Annotated in this window: 12 protein-coding genes; 4 read left to right on the top strand and 8 right to left on the bottom strand. The window is 63.4% G+C overall.

Annotated elements, in window-relative coordinates; all coding sequences use genetic code 11:
- Positions 1-28 precede the first annotated feature (28 nt).
- The 4 genes from iolC to iolB are packed head-to-tail and all read left to right on the top strand — an operon-like array spanning position 29 to position 5799.
- Entirely contained in the window at positions 29-2095 is a 2067-nt protein-coding gene (iolC, locus tag M0D64_RS15230) for a 5-dehydro-2-deoxygluconokinase (RefSeq protein ID WP_266258283.1), read from the top strand.
- Complete coding sequence (iolD, locus tag M0D64_RS15225; protein WP_266258282.1) at positions 2092-4065, top strand: 3D-(3,5/4)-trihydroxycyclohexane-1,2-dione acylhydrolase (decyclizing); 1974 nt, start codon at positions 2092-2094, stop codon at positions 4063-4065. The genes iolC and iolD overlap by 4 nt, the downstream gene beginning before the upstream one ends.
- A gap of 10 nt (positions 4066-4075) precedes the next feature.
- Positions 4076-5002, top strand: a complete 927-nt coding sequence (gene iolE, locus M0D64_RS15220) for a myo-inosose-2 dehydratase (RefSeq protein ID WP_266258281.1) — start codon at positions 4076-4078, stop codon at positions 5000-5002.
- Complete coding sequence (gene iolB, locus M0D64_RS15215) at positions 4999-5799, top strand: 5-deoxy-glucuronate isomerase (protein WP_266258280.1); 801 nt, start codon at positions 4999-5001, stop codon at positions 5797-5799. Before iolE ends, iolB begins: the two co-directional genes overlap by 4 nt.
- Before the next feature lie 880 nt (positions 5800-6679).
- On the opposite strand, the gene M0D64_RS15210 is transcribed toward iolB, so the two are convergent.
- The 8 genes from M0D64_RS15210 to M0D64_RS15175 all read right to left on the bottom strand — a co-directional run bounded on the left by M0D64_RS15210 (position 6680) and on the right by M0D64_RS15175 (position 15494).
- The gene (locus M0D64_RS15210) at positions 6680-9034 is read right to left on the bottom strand and encodes a hypothetical protein (protein ID WP_266258301.1); all 2355 of its coding nucleotides are present in this window, start codon (positions 9032-9034) and stop codon (positions 6680-6682) included.
- A 586-nt stretch (positions 9035-9620) separates the two neighbouring features.
- Positions 9621-10334 (bottom strand): ABC transporter ATP-binding protein, encoded by a 714-nt coding sequence (locus M0D64_RS15205; RefSeq protein WP_154566369.1) that lies wholly within the window; start codon positions 10332-10334, stop codon positions 9621-9623.
- Positions 10331-11083: an ABC transporter ATP-binding protein gene (locus tag M0D64_RS15200; RefSeq protein ID WP_154566368.1), complete on the bottom strand. Its 753-nt coding sequence runs from the start codon at positions 11081-11083 to the stop codon at positions 10331-10333. Before M0D64_RS15200 ends, M0D64_RS15205 begins: the two co-directional genes overlap by 4 nt.
- Entirely contained in the window at positions 11080-12318 is a 1239-nt protein-coding gene (locus tag M0D64_RS15195) for a branched-chain amino acid ABC transporter permease (RefSeq protein WP_266258300.1), read from the bottom strand. The genes M0D64_RS15200 and M0D64_RS15195 overlap by 4 nt, the downstream gene beginning before the upstream one ends.
- A gap of 43 nt (positions 12319-12361) precedes the next feature.
- Entirely contained in the window at positions 12362-13300 is a 939-nt protein-coding gene (locus tag M0D64_RS15190; protein WP_054036322.1) for a branched-chain amino acid ABC transporter permease, read from the bottom strand.
- 4 nt (positions 13301-13304) lie between these two features.
- On the bottom strand, positions 13305-13754 hold the full coding sequence (locus M0D64_RS15185; RefSeq protein WP_266258279.1) for a thioesterase family protein: 450 nt from the start codon (positions 13752-13754) through the stop codon (positions 13305-13307).
- A 3-nt stretch (positions 13755-13757) separates the two neighbouring features.
- Positions 13758-14288 (bottom strand): NUDIX domain-containing protein, encoded by a 531-nt coding sequence (locus tag M0D64_RS15180; RefSeq protein WP_266258278.1) that lies wholly within the window; start codon positions 14286-14288, stop codon positions 13758-13760.
- 132 nt (positions 14289-14420) lie between these two features.
- Entirely contained in the window at positions 14421-15494 is a 1074-nt protein-coding gene (locus M0D64_RS15175; RefSeq protein ID WP_266258277.1) for a low specificity L-threonine aldolase, read from the bottom strand.
- Positions 15495-15551 lie beyond the last annotated feature (57 nt).

The raw sequence follows: 15551 nt of genomic DNA, 5'->3' as shown, positions 1-15551 counted from the left end.
GCCCGCGCTCAGCTATTCAGGAATATTCATGAATCATTCCAGCACATCTAGCGGGACCGGGATTGTGAACGGTGGCAGGCTCACTTCCGCTTCGGCGGCAACTGTCAGCCGTTTCGCACCGGACCACAGTCGCGACATCGTCTGTCTTGGCCGTCTTGCCGTCGATCTGTACGCGCAGCAGGTCGGCGCGCGACTCGAAGACGTGTCGAGCTTCGCGAAGTATCTTGGCGGTTCATCCGCGAATATCGCGTTCGGTTGCGCGCGGCTCGGGCTTGCATCGGCGATGCTGGCGCGCGTCGGCAACGATCACATGGGGCGTTTTCTCACCGAGACCTTGACGAAGGAAGGCTGCGACGTCAGCCATGTACGCGTCGATCAGGAACGCCTGACCGCCCTCGTTCTGCTCGGTCTGAAAGATCGCGATACCTTTCCGCTGATCTTTTATCGCGAGAACTGCGCGGATATGGCGGTGGATGAAGCGGATTTCGACGAGGCGTACATTGCGTCGTCGAAAGCGCTGCTGATTACCGGCACACACTTTTCGACCGAGCAGGTGAATCGCACGAGCCGCCGCGCGCTGGATTACGCGCGACGCAATAACGTGCGCACCGTGCTCGATATCGACTATCGCCCGGTGTTGTGGGGTCTCACGGGCAAGGCGGATGGCGAAACCCGCTTCGTCGCGAGCGAAGGCGTGACCGCACACTTGCAGCGCATCCTGCCGTTGTTCGATCTGGTGATCGGCACTGAGGAGGAGTTTCGCATCGCCGGCGGCAAGACCGAACTCGTCGATGCATTAGCGATGGTGCGCGCCGTGACGCCGGCCACGCTGGTTCTGAAGCGCGGGCCGATGGGCTGCCAGATTATCGACGGCAAAGTACCTGCAAAGCTCGACGATTTGCCGATTCACGGCGGAGTCGAGGTGGAAGTGTTGAATGTACTCGGCGCAGGCGATGCATTCGCCTCGGGCTTTCTCTCCGGATGGTTGCGCGATCAGCCGCTTGAAGCTTGCGCGCGGGCGGCGAATGCGAGCGGTGCGCTGGTCGTCTCGCGTCACGGCTGTGCGCCGGCGATGCCGACGCCCGCCGAACTCGACTACTTCCTGCGCGAAGCCAAGGCCGATCCGCAACGCATGCGCCGCCCCGATCGCGATGCGACGCTCGCACGGCTGCATCGTGTCTCCCCTGCTCGCAAACAATGGGACGAAGTACTCGGGTTCGCATTCGATCACCGCAACCAGTTTTTCGAACTCGCCCAGCAGACCGGCGCCGACGAAGCGCGTATCGTGCAACTGAAGGGCCTGTTCGTCGAAGCTGTCGCACAGACGGAAACCGCCTTGGGGCTGCAAGGCCGCATCGGCATCTTGAGCGACGACCGCTACGGTCAGGACGCATTGAACGCCGCCACCGGCCGCGGTTGGTGGATCGGCCGGCCGGTTGAGCTGCCCGGCTCCGTGCCGCTCGTGTTCGACCACGGACGCTCGATCGGCACGACGCTGATCGCTTGGCCGCAGGAACACATCGCCAAGTGCCTCGTGCAATTCCATCCCGACGAACCCGTCGAACAACGCCTCGAACAGGAAGCGCAACTGCGTGCGCTTTACGATGCGACGCAAGCGAGCGGCCACGAATTGCTGCTTGAAGTAATTCCGCCGAAACACGCGCATCTGCCGCAAGCACCGGACATCGTTTATCGTGCGTTGAAGCGGCTGTACAACATCGGTATCTATCCGGAATGGTGGAAACTCGAACCGATGGACGCCGCTCAATGGCAAGCCGTCGACGCGCTGATCGCCGAGCGCGATCCGTACTGCCGTGGCGTGGTGTTGCTCGGTTTGTCGGCGGGCGTCGAGCAATTGAACGATGGCTTTCGCGCGGCTGCGCAATCGGCGACATGCCGCGGCTTTACCGTCGGCCGCACGATCTTTCATGAGCCGAGCCATGCGTGGCTCGCCGGTGAAATCAGCGACGACGAACTGATCGCGCGGGTGCGCCGTACGTTCGAAACGCTGATCGCGTCGTGGCGTGCGACGCGTGGAACGACAAGCACGCAGCCCAACACGGCGGACCATGCACATCAGGAGCAGGCGGCATGAACCAGCGCGTATTGCATCACGATGCGGCGTCCGCCAACGACGCCACCCAGGCCCATGCACCATCGGGCGGCACCGTCCGCCTGACGACCGCCCAGGCGCTGGTTCGCTACCTCGCCGCACAACGCGTCGCGACCGAAGACGGCAGCGGCACCGAGCCGCTCTTTGGCGGCGTATTCGCGATCTTCGGGCACGGCAATGTGGCCGGAATGGGCGAAGCCTTGTATCAGCACCGCGAAGCGTTGCCCACGCTGCGTGCTCACAACGAACAGGCGATGGCGCACAGCGCGATTGCCTATGCGAAGGCGCATTTCCGTCGCCGCATGATGGCCGTCACAACGTCGATCGGACCCGGCGCGACCAATCTGATCACGGCGGCCGCGCTCGCGCATGTGAACCGTCTGCCGGTGCTGCTGTTACCCGGCGACGTGTTCATCTCGCGCGCACCCGATCCGGTGTTGCAGCAGGTTGAAGATTTCCACGATGGCGGCGTCTCCGCCAACGATGCATTCAAGCCGGTGTCGCGCTACTTCGACCGCATCGTGCACCCGGCGCAATTGCTCAATGCGTTGCCGCGCGCCTTGCGCGTGCTCACCGATGCAGCGTTATGCGGTCCCGTCACGCTCGCGCTGCCTCAGGACGTGCAAGCGCAGGCATGGGATTTCCCCGCTGATTTCTTTACGCCGCGCGTCGTCACGTTCCATTCCCCCGCGCCGCGCGCTGAAGACATCAACGCGGCGGTTGCCCATCTGCGCCGCGCCAAGCGTCCATTGATCGTCGCTGGCGGCGGCGTGCTCTATGGCCGCGCGACCGACGTGCTGCACCGCTTCGCCGCCGCGCACGGCATTCCGGTGGCCGAAACTCAGGCCGGCAAAGGTTCGCTCGCGTGGAACGATCCGCTGAACACCGGCGCGTTGGGCGTGACCGGCTCGCCCGCCGCCAATGCACTCGCCCACGATGCCGACTGCGTGCTGGCAATTGGCACACGCTTGCAGGACTTCACCACCGGCTCGAACACGTTGTTCACCCAGGCCGACGTGATCGGCATCAACGCGAATCCGTTCGACGGCCTCAAGCATCGCGCGCTGGTGGTCGAAGCCGACGCACATCTTGCATTAGATGCGCTCGCCGAATCCCTGCAAGGCTGGCACGCGGACCGTACATGGACCGCACGCGCACATAAGCTCGCGGCAAGCTGGCGCGACACCGTGAGCACGCTCACGCATGCGCCGCAGCGCGACACCGTGCTGCCGTATGAAGGCGACGTGATCGGCGCGGTGCAGCGTTCGAGCGCGCGTTCCGCGACGGACGATATCGTCGTGTGCGCAGCGGGCACCTTGCCGGCCGAATTGCACAAGTTATGGCGCGCGGGCAAACCGGGCGCGTATCACGTCGAATACGGCTACTCGTGCATGGGCTACGAGATTGCCGGCGGCCTCGGCGTCAAACTCGCACGGCCCGCGCGTGAAGTGATCGTGATGGTCGGCGACGGCAGCTATCTGATGATGAACAGCGAGATCGCGACTTCGGTGATGATCGGCGCGAAGCTGATCGTGGTGGTGCTCGACAATCGCGGCTACGGCTGCATCAACCGCTTGCAACAGGCTTGCGGTGGCGCACCGTTCAACAACCTGCTCGACGACTGCATGCAGGGCCCGCTTGGCGCGCCGAAGATCGACTTCGCCGCGCACGCACGCGCGCTCGGCGCAGAGGCCGAACACGTCGCGAACATCGGCGAACTTGAAGACGCGCTGCAGCGTGCGCGCGCCGCCGACCGCACCTATGTGATCAGTATCGACACCGACCCCGCCCGCACCACGAACGACGGCGGCTGGTGGTGGGAGGTCGCCGTGCCCGAGGTATCGGCGCGCGACACCGTGCGCGCTGCGCGCTCGCAATACGACGCGCAACTCGCCGCCCGCGCGGCGCCCACCGACCCCAGCGACCGCCCCGGCCACATCGACAACGAATGAGGACGCCCGCATGACTGCTTTCGACGTACGTATCGGCATCAACCCCTTATCGTGGATGAACGACGACCTGCCTTCGCTCGGTGGCGAAACGCCGCTCGAAGTCGCGTTGACCGAAGGACGCCAGATCGGCTACCAGGGTTTCGAACTCGGCAACAAGTTTCCGCGCGAACCGCAGGCGCTGAAGACACTGCTTGCCCAATACGATCTGGCCTTGGTATCCGGCTGGTACTCCGGACGACTCGCGCGACGCAGCGTGGAAGAGGAAATCGCCTCGGTCGGCCCGCACCTCGAACTGCTCGCACAGAACGGCGCGACCGCGATGGTCTACGGCGAAGTTGCCGATTCGATCCAGGGCGCGCCGCAACCGCTGTACCAACGCCCGCGTTTTTTCAGCGAAGCGCAATGGGCCGCGTACGCGGCGCGCGTCGATGAATTCGCACGCTATACGTTGAGCCGCGGCGTGCGGCTGGCGTACCATCATCACATGGGCGCGTATGTCGAAACGCCGGCCGACGTAGATCAACTGATGTCGCGCACGAGCGACGCCGTCGGCCTGCTGTTCGATGCCGGACACATCACGTTTGCCGGCGGCGATCCGCTCGCGGTGCTCGACAAACACATCGGGCGCGTGTGCCACGTGCACTGCAAGGACGTTCGACCCGCGGTAATGAAACTGGCGCGCAATCGCAACTGGAGTTTCCTTGACGCGGTGATCAGCGGCGCCTTCACGGTGCCGGGCGATGGCGCAGTGAACTTCCCGGCGATCATCGATCGATTGAAGCGGCATGGCTATCGTGGTTGGCTGGTGGTTGAAGCGGAACAGGACCCGGCGGTGGCGCCATCGTATGAGTATGCGCAGAAAGGATTCCGGACGTTGCGAGCGCTGGTCGATGCGCCGCTCGACGCCGGTGGCAGGACTGAGCAGGAGGCAGCATGAGTTTATTGGTAAAGGCGCAGCGCGAGGGCCAGACAATCGCGCGGGTGACGCCTGAGTCGGCGTGCTGGCGGTATGTGGGATTTGCTGCTTACCGGTTGGGCGCGGATGAAGTCGTGCATGTGTTTGAGCCGTCTCGCGAGGTGTGTATCGTCGTGTTGACGGGCGCGGTGGATATTGAAACTGCTGATGCAAAATGGAGTTCGCTGGGTTCACGCGATAGCGTGTTCGAGGATTCCGCGCCGTATGCGATGTATTTTCCGCCTGGCGTGCGGGTGACGGTTCGCGCGTGTCGCGATGCGGAGGTTGGTGTGGCGAGTGCGCCCGGCAAGGGTATGTATCCGGCGAGGTTGATCGAGCCTTCTACGATGAAGCGCTCCACGCGCGGGAAGGGGCTGAATACGCGTTACGTTTGCGATATTCTTCCGCAGACTGAGCTTGCGGAGTCTTTGCTGGTTGTCGAGGTTCGGACGCCTGGTGGGCATGCTTCAAGCTATCCGCCGCATAAGCACGATACGGATAATGTGCCTCATGAGAGTTCGCTCGAAGAGACCTACTATCATCGGCTCGATCCGCCGCAAGGGTTTGCTTTTCAGCGTGTGTATACGGATATGCGCGATATCGATGAGTCGATGGCGGTGGAGAATCACGACGTCGTGATGGTGCCGCGTGGGTATCATCCTGTTGTTGTTCCCTATGGGTATGAATCTTATTATTTGAATGTTATGGCTGGGGGGCAGCGGACCTGGCATTTTCGGAATGATCCGGCGCATGAGTGGATTATTAATAAGGATGGCTAGGGGTTTTTGCCTTTTGCGGCGGCATTGGCAGTGTTCTTAGGGCTTTGGCCTTTCCTTGTTCTGGCTTTCGTGCCTTTCCTTGCATTGTTAGTGGTCTATTAGCGTTGCCCCTGTGCGGGGCGGCACCTACTTCTCTTTGCCGGCTGCAAAGAGAAGTAGGCAAGAGAAAGCAGCTCAAACCGCTACTGCTAAGTGGGCACCGTGGCCTGCAAGTGGCAGTGGCTCCGTGGAATCCGTGTTCGTGCACCTTCAGGCGTTAGTGACAAGGGTGTCATCAGCTCCCACTCCGCACTGCGTGCGTCGCGGACGGGTCTGCCAGGGAAACCAGGCGCTTCGGTTGAGGTCAGTGGGTGGCCATCGGCTTCGCCTCGGCGACGCACCTCTGCACTCCCCCGGGAATCCCGCCTCAAATGATATGTCGGTGTGCTGAATCACAGTCACAGTCACAGTCACAGTCACAGTCACAGTCACAGTTGCGGTTACGGTTACGGTTACGGTTCCAATCGGAATCGGGATGGTGATGCGGTGCAATGACGAGCCACGACCCGGTGGCGAGACGCGGGCGTTAAAGCGCAGTGGTCGGTTTTATGAAGTACTCTTCGGCGCGCGCAGCGTCGCCGGAAGTATGACGTCTTTGTCACTGGCGCATGCAGGTGCACGAACCCAGATTCCAGATGCACCACTACCCGTAGCAGACCACGGTACCCGCTTAGCAGTAGCGGTTTGAGCTGCTTTCTCTTGCCTACTTCTCTTTGCAGCCGGCAAAGAGAAGTAGGTGCCGCCCCGCACAGGGGCAACACTAATAGACCACTAACAAATCAAGGAAAGGCCAAAGCCCTAAGAACACGGACAATAAGCGCCGCGAAGGCAAAAACCCTAACTATTTCCTAGCAGCCAGATCCACGTCCAATCCCCCATCCTCCCCCATCCTCACAGTCCCCTTGGAAACATCCCTTCGATATCCATAAAGATCAAACTTCATGACCCCAGGATTAGAACTATCCCGAATAAAAGTCCTCGCATTCGTGACCAACGAATTAAACATCTTCACATCACCCGACTCGATCCAGACAAAACTCTTCGCCGCCCCAACAGGCGGCCTCGCAGCAGCAATAGAAGCATCCCGCTTGAACTTCAACACCAACCCCTCATCAGTCACCGTCGCACTAGCCAGCCGCCCCTGCAAAACCGGCGGCGGAAACACGGTGTACTGATCGAACACCAGTTCGTTCCCCTTCAACGCAACACCCTTGCGTGTAAACGGCGTCAACGACGCCAACGGAATATCCAGCGCCCGCAACAACCCCGCCTGCGGCACCCCCAGCACCTTCACCGAGGTCGGCTCATAGACAAGATGCCGCTCATCCTTGGCCACGATCGTGCCGCTCATCGTCGTCGGCAGCCACACGCCAGGAAAGTGATTCCACAACTTGATCCCGCCCGTCACTTCCAACTTGCCATCCACCGGCTTCAACTGCAAATCGTTCAGCGAACGCGGCTCATAGTCGAGCAGATAATCGTTGAACAACGCCGCCATCGCAGGCCACGGCTCGACCACTTCGCCGCCAATGATCCGAATGTCGTACTGGTCCGGATCGTCGAGGTCGACCGGTTGACCCGGATTCTTCGGCACCATCTGCGCATCCAGCGAACGCACATGAAAGCCGATTCGACCCGATACGTAGAAGTCGACATTCTCGACGTGAATCAAGGGTGCAGGTCCGGACGAGTGCCGCTCGTCGCTAATCGCAGAGCCGGGCGTCGCCATGCTCTGACCGACAAATGCCGCCCGCGTGCCGACCGGGATCGCGCGTGCAACCGACGCCGTCCGCAATGTCTGCGGCACGTGTTGCCACACGAGGCGCGCCTGCGCGAGCGACGCCTGCTGCGCGCGAATGAAGCTGTCGTTAAAGCGCGCGCTCGCGCTGCCCACCTGCGTCGGCGCATCTTTCGACGCGCTGGCTAGCGTGGGATATGACGGCAAATGCACGTCCAGTGCACCCGCCTCATCGAAGGTGAAGTAGCCGGCCGCCATCTGGTCGCGGTAGTGGTACAGGTCGAGCACGAACGGCGCGTTCGTATCAAGCGGCGTTAGCGCCATGTCGATGTTCATCGGCATCGAACGCATGAACTTGACGTCGCCGCCCTGTACCAGCATGCCGCGCGGTGGCATCGTCGCGGGCCAGTCGATCTTCTGCACCGTGTGGTCGTCGAGCATGAAGCGGACACCTGCCGCACTGGTATTGATCTGCGTGATCGTCATGCGCAACGCGGGCGGTGGCGTGAGTTTGGCCACCTGCATCACGACGTCGTCACCGTCGAGACGCGCGATCGGCGTGTCCACCTTCAACAGGTCGGCCATCTTCACGTGCGCAGCCTGCATCAGCTTGTCGGCACCGACGCCGGCCACTTCGACGTGGTCGGCATGGAACACGAGGTTGTCGGCGTTGCGCATCGACAGCGACCCGATCAGCACGATCGGCACCCACGTGTCGCGATGCATTTCGCCCGTAATTCGCAAGGTGCCGCCGTCTTGTGGCACCACTCGCATATTGCGCAGCGGCGAGCCCTGGTACTGGAACAGGTAGCGATTGAAAATCGCAGTGAGCTTGGCGCTGTCGAGCGTGACGTCGCCACGGTGGACGTTGATCGTCACGCTGGTCGGATCGTCGAACACGATCGGCTGTCCAGCGCGCGCCGGCGTCAGCGTCGCGGCCATGTCGTGAATCATGAAACCGATGTCGCCGGTCACGCGAAAGTCGACGTCGCGTGCGAACATCAACGATCCGTCGATGCCGGAATCGCGCAGCGTCAGCGGACGGCTGCGCTTCTCGGTCATGCCGCTCGCGGGCGGCACGCGTGCGGCGACGCGCTGTTCGGCAGCAAGCTGCTTGGCCTTGGCGAGTTCGAGCGAGGGGCGCGATGCGGAGGCAGGCTGATCAGCGCTCGCAACGGCGGCGCTGTTCGATGCGGTAGCGACGCCGTTCGTGGCGTTAGCGGTGGGTCCCGCGGCATCCGGTTGAGATTTGGCCGTCAGCGGGCTGTCGTTGTTGCTCACAGCGTTCGCCGCCGTGCTCGTTTGTGTCGACGGCGCGGATGCGGCATCGCCGGTCGTGGAACTCGCGTCGGCGCACGCGGACATCAGCAGTGCAGCCGTCACAAGCGCGGCACCAGCGCCGGCTCGCGTGCGCCACGCTTCTCCGAGCGGCGTTCGCGCCACGCGACGCGACAACATTCTTTGAAGCAGGCGCAGCGCGGGCTCCGCCTGCACGCCGTCAGCCGATGTTTCGCCCAATGCGCCTGTCTGTTTCATGATGTCTCCTCCTGAGGCCGCGGCGCGTCTTTTGCGCGTCCGGCACGGCATGGTCGGTCGCACATACGTCGGCTTTAAACACCGTGCCGCCGTTGCGCGCCTTTGACCTGATTGTCTTGATTTGTCAGCGCGCTGCCGACAAGATTTCTGGAGGACGCTCACCAAACGATCAAGCGTTTGAATCGCAACAACAAGTCACTGGAAAGCCCCACGCATCAGGCTTGAGCGCGCCGTACGCAAACAGGATTCAAACGGCATTCAGAGCGCGATTTGGGCGTGGAACGAGGGGCGCGTGCATCGCGCAGTGCGTGACGCGCATGTCAGAACAGCAAAAAGGTCGCAAATTCGAATGCGGCGCTGCAATAAAACCGCAGCGAGACGCCAGCCAAGGACGCTCAGGTTCGGCTTCGCGAAACCGGGCTCGGGCGCCCTATCGAGCGCTGTCCTTCAGTGAGCTGCGGCGACGCCGGGTGAACCAGCGGTTATGCGCAGCCCCGCTACGCATCGGCTAACCCACGCCTAACCATTCCTGCATAACGTCCGGCCGCTTCACAAACGACGCGAGCGCGTCATCGAAGACAATTTCGCCGTGCCCCATCACCGCAACCCTGCTGGCGATGTCTTGCGCAATGACAAGCCGCTGCTCGATCAGCAGCATCGCCACACCACGATCACGCAACATCCGCAGACATTGCGCGACCTGCCCCATCACCACGCTGGCCAGCCCTTCGCCCGGTTCGTCGATGACCAGCAGGTCGGGGTCGCCGAGCAATGCCCGGGCGAGCGTCAGCATCTGTTGTTCGCCGCCCGATAACACGCCGGCGCGCGTGCGCTTTCTTTCGCGCAGGACGGGGAACAGTTCGTAGGCGTCGTCAAAGGTGAAGCGCGGTGCACGGCCGCGAGCGTGCGGCGCCACACCGAGTTGCAGATTCTCGTGGACGCTCAGCGTCGGAAAGACGTCGCGATGCTCAGGCACGTAACCGAGCCCCAGGCGAGCGATCTCGAAGGTGCGTAGCCCGCCGAGTGCATGGCCGGCAAAACGCAACTCGCCCTCGCTGCGCACGAGGCCCATGATCGCGCGCGCGAGCGTCGAGCGTCCGGAGCCGTTGCGCCCGACCAGTGCGACGACTTCGCCGGCGTCGATCTGCAAGTTGACACCGTGCAGGGTCTGGCTCGCGCCGTACCAGGCGTTCAGTTGTCGAATGTCGAGCAAGGCAGTCATGGGCGGACGCCGTCGCCAAGATAAGCGGCGCGCACGGCCGCATCCGCGCGAATCGCCGCCGGCGTGCCGGTCGCGATGATCCGGCCTTGCACCAGCACCGAAACGCGGTCGGCAATCGCAAACACGGCGTCCATGTCGTGCTCGATCATCAGCAGCGTACGGCCGGCGGTGGTCGCGCGAATCAGTTCGATGGCGCGCGCCGCTTCGGCGCGGTTCATGCCCGCAGTTGGCTCGTCGAGCAGCAAGGTGTGCGCGCCGCCTGCAAGCGCAAGGCCGAGGTCGAGCGCGCGTTGCTCGGCATAGCTAAGCGTGCCGGCCTGGATATGTCTGCGCGCACTCAGCCCCACGGCTTCGAGCACCTGCTCGGCACGCGCATCGACCGTACGTGAGCCGCTGAAACGCTGCCACCAGCGCGTGCGGTCGCGCTCGGCCAGCATGGCCGCGCAGCGCAGGTTGTCGAATACGCTGAGGCGTGCGAACACGCTGGTGGTCTGGAAGCTGCGCGCGAGACCCCGGCGCGTGATGGCGGCCGGCGCGAGGCGCGTGATCTCCGCGCCGAACAGATCGATGCGCCCGGCGTTCGGGCGCGCGCCGCCGGCGATCAGATTGAAGAGCGTCGACTTGCCTGCGCCGTTCGGCCCGATCAATGCATGGCGCTCGCCGGGCTCGATCGCAAGATCGACGCCGCGCAGAATCCGCGTGGCGCCGATGCGTTTTTCGACGCCGTAGACCGCGAGGGCCGGGATCATCGCGCGTCTCCGGCGATCTGCGTGGCGCTGGCGCGCACGGCAAGACGTGCTTGCGCACGATGTGCATAGTGCGCGGCGAGTGCGCCTGGCGCGGCCAGCATGAACACCACGACGCCGAGCCAGAAATGCGGCGAGGCCGGCTCCAGCGGCACACCGATGACGCTGAACGCCGCGCCATCGGCCGCACCGAATTGCACGGCATAGGCCCACTGCACCGCGAGCACGACGGCCAGCGTCCATAGCGCCGCTGAAGCCGCGCCCCATAGATACGCCTTGCCGCATACGCGCCAACCGTAAGCAGCGACGCGTGCCGTGTGCCGCTGCATGAAGCCCGCCAGTCCATCCGGCGACGCCACCACGATCACGACAAAGAACAGGCCCAGATAGAACAGCCATGCCCGCGTCACGCTCGCCACCGCAACGCTGAAAAACGTCAGGACGATCGCGCCCGCGACCGGCCCGAAAAACGCTCCTGTGCCGCCGATCACTGTCGCGATCAGCACGGCGCCCGAGCGCATCATGCCGACGCTTTCCGTCGACACCAGTTCGACATTGATCAACCCCAAGGTGCCTGCAATACCGGCAAAAAACGCCGACATCACCACCACGCCATAGCGGATACGGCCCGGATAACAGCCGATCGCCGCGGCGCGCACTGGGTTGTCGCGCACGGCGTTGGCGAGCCGCATGAACGGTGTGCGCGACAACACGAACATCGCGACGCTCGCCAGCACGCACCACAGCGCGATCAGCGCATACGCCTCGCGCGCCGGGCCGAAACTCCAGCTTGCGAGCATCGGACCGCTCGCGCGATCGATTGGCACGCCGGCCTCGCCGCCGAACCAGTCGGGCAGCGTCCACGCGGCCGCCGCGACGAGCTCGCCGATGCCGAGCGTGATCATCGCGAAGGCCGTCCCGGCGCGCCGCGTCGACACGAAACCGAACAGGACTCCGCACAGCGCGCCGCCGATGCCGCCGATCAACGGCAGCAGCACCAACGGCACACCAATGCGATTGAACACTTGCGCCGCAATGAGCGCGCCGAGGCCGGAATAAGCGGCATGTCCGAAGGACAGCAAGCCCGTATCGCCGAGCAGCAGGTTGTACGAAAGCGCGAATACGATCATCGTCGCGGTTTGCGCGAGATAGGCGAGGAGCCAGCTTTGCGGCCAGACAAAAGGCGGCACGGCGAGGAACAGGACGAGCGCGAGCCATGGCGCGAACCTGCGCAACATCGAGCGCGGCTTGACTGCCGGCACAGCAAACTTCTCGGGCGGCTCACGCATGATCGTCACGCCGTCCGAACAGTCCACGCGGGCGCAGCGCCAGCATGGCGACAAGCAGCAGATAGGGAATCAGCGGCGCGAGTTGCGCGAGCGTCAGCGTGTCCCATGCGTCCGGCAGCACGCCTCCGAATACGGCCGTGAGATCGCCCAGCGACACGTCGCTTGCTACCGCGAAGGTCTGCACGCAACCGACGATCAGCGATGCCGCCAGCGCCCCGCTCAACGAGCCCAGTCCGCCGATCACGACCACCACGAAGACGATCGAGCCGAGCGACTCCGCCATCGACGGTTCGATCACGAAGAGCGGCGCACCGATCACGCCGGCCAACGCGGCGAGCGCTGTGCCTGCCGCGAACACACCGGTGAACACGCGCGGCACGTTGTGGCCGAGCGCCTCGACAGCACTCGCATGTGTAAGCGCCGCACGTACGATCAGCCCCGCCTTCGACACGCGCAGCACCGCGTAGAGCACCGCCAGCATCGCCAGCGACACCGCCATCATGAAGGCCCGATAGCGTGCAAAGGCCGCGCCGTAGAGGGTGAACAACGGTCCGTCGAGCACGGCCGGAACAGTCGCGCCAAGCGGACTCAAGCCCCAGCCAAGCTTGACCAGCTCACCGAGCAGATACGCGGCGCCGAAAGTCAGCAGCAACTCGGGGAGATGACCATGCACACGCACGCGGCGCAGCAGCCAGCGCTCCAACGCCGCGCCGATCAAGCCGACGATCAGCGGCGCGATCACCAGCGCACTCCAGAAACCCGCATGCGCCGCCACCGAAAAACCGACGTACGCGCCGAGCATGTAGAAGCTCGCGTGCGCGAAATTCAGCACGCCGAGCATGCTGAAAATCAGCGTCAGGCCCGCCGACAGCATAAACAGCAGCAGGCCGTAACTGACACCGTTGAGCAGGTTGATGACGAACGACTGCACGCGCCTATTCCGCCTGCACAGCGACGGTCAGCGGTTCGAGCGCCGCGCGCAAGTCGGCGGCCAAGCTCACCGGGCGACGCGTGACGCGATCCACATAGACGTGCACGAAATGCCCTTGGGCGGCGGGTTGATCTTCGCCCTCCTTGAAGAGGCCCACTTCGTAGCGCACGCTCGAGGTGCCGAGCCGCACGACCCGCAAGCCCGCTTCGACGCGCTCGGGAAACACCAGCGGCGCGAAGTAATTGCAATGCGTCTCGACCACAAGACCGATCGTCGCGCCATGCTCGAAATCGAGCACGCCGGCGCGAATCAGGTACTCGTTCACCACCGTGTCGAAGTAGCTGTAATAGACGACATTGTTGACGTGGCCGTAGACGTCGTTGTCCATCCAGCGTGTGGTGATCGGTAGAAAATGCGGGTAGGCGCCGCGCGTGGCCGGTGCGGGTTTGTTCATCGCTTACTGCCCCGGTTTTTCGACAAACTCGAACTGCAAGCCGCGCCGCCGCATCCATTCGCCGAGCGCCTGACCGGTGCCCGCACGCCACGGACGCAGTTTGGCCGGCTCGACCAACCGGTATTCGAGCAATTCCGGCGACAGCGCGACCGTGCCGTACGCCTTCACGTGATACGCGATGATCAGTTCGTTTTTGCGGATGAATTCGTACACGCCGATCAATTCGACCGTCTCAGCGTGCAGCGAGGTTTCTTCCAGCACTTCGCGGGCAATGCCCTCTTCCGGGGTCTCGCCGTTTTCCAGAAAACCGGTGATCAGCGCGAACATGCCTTCCGGCCAGGCGGCGTTGCGCGCGAGCAGAATCTTGCCTTCGTACTCGACGATCGCGGCCACCACCGGCAGCGGATTGTTCCAGTGAACGTAGCCGCATTCCGTATCAGGGCAGATCTGGCGGATCCGGCCGCCTTCGTGTTCGGCATCGACGCGCTCGATCAAAGGCGTAGCGCAGCGCGGACAAAATCGGTGTTCGGTCATGGCGAGTGGGTCGTCTCTTATGGTTCGTGTGCGGCGTTGTTCAGTGTTGAATGTCGTGCTGCGGCCGGTTCAGCAACTCGTGCGCGGTGCTGTTTGTACGCCTGGTTCCTGGTTTCAGCTTCCGGTCCAAGTTCACGGTCCCAGCCTGGTCGCAGGCGCGCAGTCGATGCGGTTTCTGGCCAGGCACAGCTCGCGCACTTCCGCAGCGAAACGCTCGACGGTTTCCGGCTGCGTGTCCCACGCGCACATCAGCCGGCAACCACCCGCGCCGATGAACTCGTAGAACTTCCAGCCGCGCGCACGCATTGCCTTGGCGGCCTGCGCCGGCAATTGCGCAAAGACCGCGTTCGATTCTCGCGGAAACATGATGCTCACACCGGGAATTTCGTGCAACCGCGTTTCCAGCAAGGCCGCCATTGCATTCGCATGACGCCCATTGCGCAGCCAGACGTCGTTATCCAGCAGTCCGAGCCACGGCGCGGAGATGAAGCGCATTTTCGAAGCGAGTTGGCCGGCCTGCTTCAGACGGTAGGCGAAATCGTCGGCGAGCGAGCGATCGAAGAACACCACGGCTTCACCGACCGGCAAACCGTTCTTGGTCCCGCCGAAGCACAGCACGTCGACGCCCGCACGCCACGTGATCTCGGACGGATGCACGTCGAGCGCCGCGACCGCATTCGCAAAGCGCGCGCCGTCCATGTGCACTTTCAGATGACGCCGTTTGGCGATCGCCGCGATCGCGCGCACTTCCTCGACGGTGTAGACGGTGCCGACTTCGGTCGATTGGGTCAGCGTGACGACCTTCGGCTTTGGGTAATGAATATCGGCGCGGCGCGTGACGACCGCTTCGATCGCATCCGGCGTGAGCTTGCCACTGACGCCCGGCGCGGTCAGCAGCTTCGAGCCGCCGGAGAAGAATTCCGGGCCGCCGCATTCATCGGTTTCGATGTGCGCGAGTTCGTGGCAGATCACCGAGTGATACGACTGGCACAGCGACGCCAGCGCCAGCGAATTGGCGGCCGTGCCGTTGAACACGAAAAACACTTCGCAATCGGTCTGGAACAGATCCCGCAGGCGGTCGCAAACCTGGTTGGTCCAGGAGTCGTCGCCGTAAGCGGGTTCGTGGCCGCTGTTGTTGGCGGTGATCAGCGCGTTGAGCGCTTCGGGACAGATGCCGGCGTAGTTGTCGGACGCGAAATGTTGCATGGCTGGCGGCGCGCCCGGCGACAGGCGCGCTGAGATGACGGGAAAGCCGTCATTTTA

It is taken from the genome of Paraburkholderia sp. WS6 (assembly GCF_030464835.1).
In the GTDB taxonomy this organism is placed as follows: Bacteria; Pseudomonadota; Gammaproteobacteria; order Burkholderiales; family Burkholderiaceae; genus Paraburkholderia; species Paraburkholderia madseniana.
This window is presented reverse-complemented; position numbering and strand designations above follow the sequence as displayed.

Coding starts and splice junctions, on each gene's coding strand:
- iolE (WP_266258281.1), top strand. CDS start 4,076: ATGACTGCTTTCGACGTACGTATCGGCATCAACCCCTTATCGTGGATG.
- iolB (WP_266258280.1), top strand. CDS start 4,999: ATGAGTTTATTGGTAAAGGCGCAGCGCGAGGGCCAGACAATCGCGCGG.
- M0D64_RS15180 (WP_266258278.1), bottom strand. CDS start 14,288: ATGACCGAACACCGATTTTGTCCGCGCTGCGCTACGCCTTTGATCGAG.
- M0D64_RS15195 (WP_266258300.1), bottom strand. CDS start 12,318: ATGTTGCGCAGGTTCGCGCCATGGCTCGCGCTCGTCCTGTTCCTCGCC.
- M0D64_RS15210 (WP_266258301.1), bottom strand. CDS start 9,034: ATGTTGTCGCGTCGCGTGGCGCGAACGCCGCTCGGAGAAGCGTGGCGC.
- iolD (WP_266258282.1), top strand. CDS start 2,092: ATGAACCAGCGCGTATTGCATCACGATGCGGCGTCCGCCAACGACGCC.
- M0D64_RS15175 (WP_266258277.1), bottom strand. CDS start 15,494: ATGCAACATTTCGCGTCCGACAACTACGCCGGCATCTGTCCCGAAGCG.
- M0D64_RS15200 (WP_154566368.1), bottom strand. CDS start 11,083: ATGATCCCGGCCCTCGCGGTCTACGGCGTCGAAAAACGCATCGGCGCC.
- M0D64_RS15185 (WP_266258279.1), bottom strand. CDS start 13,754: ATGAACAAACCCGCACCGGCCACGCGCGGCGCCTACCCGCATTTTCTA.
- iolC (WP_266258283.1), top strand. CDS start 29: ATGAATCATTCCAGCACATCTAGCGGGACCGGGATTGTGAACGGTGGC.
- M0D64_RS15205 (WP_154566369.1), bottom strand. CDS start 10,334: ATGACTGCCTTGCTCGACATTCGACAACTGAACGCCTGGTACGGCGCG.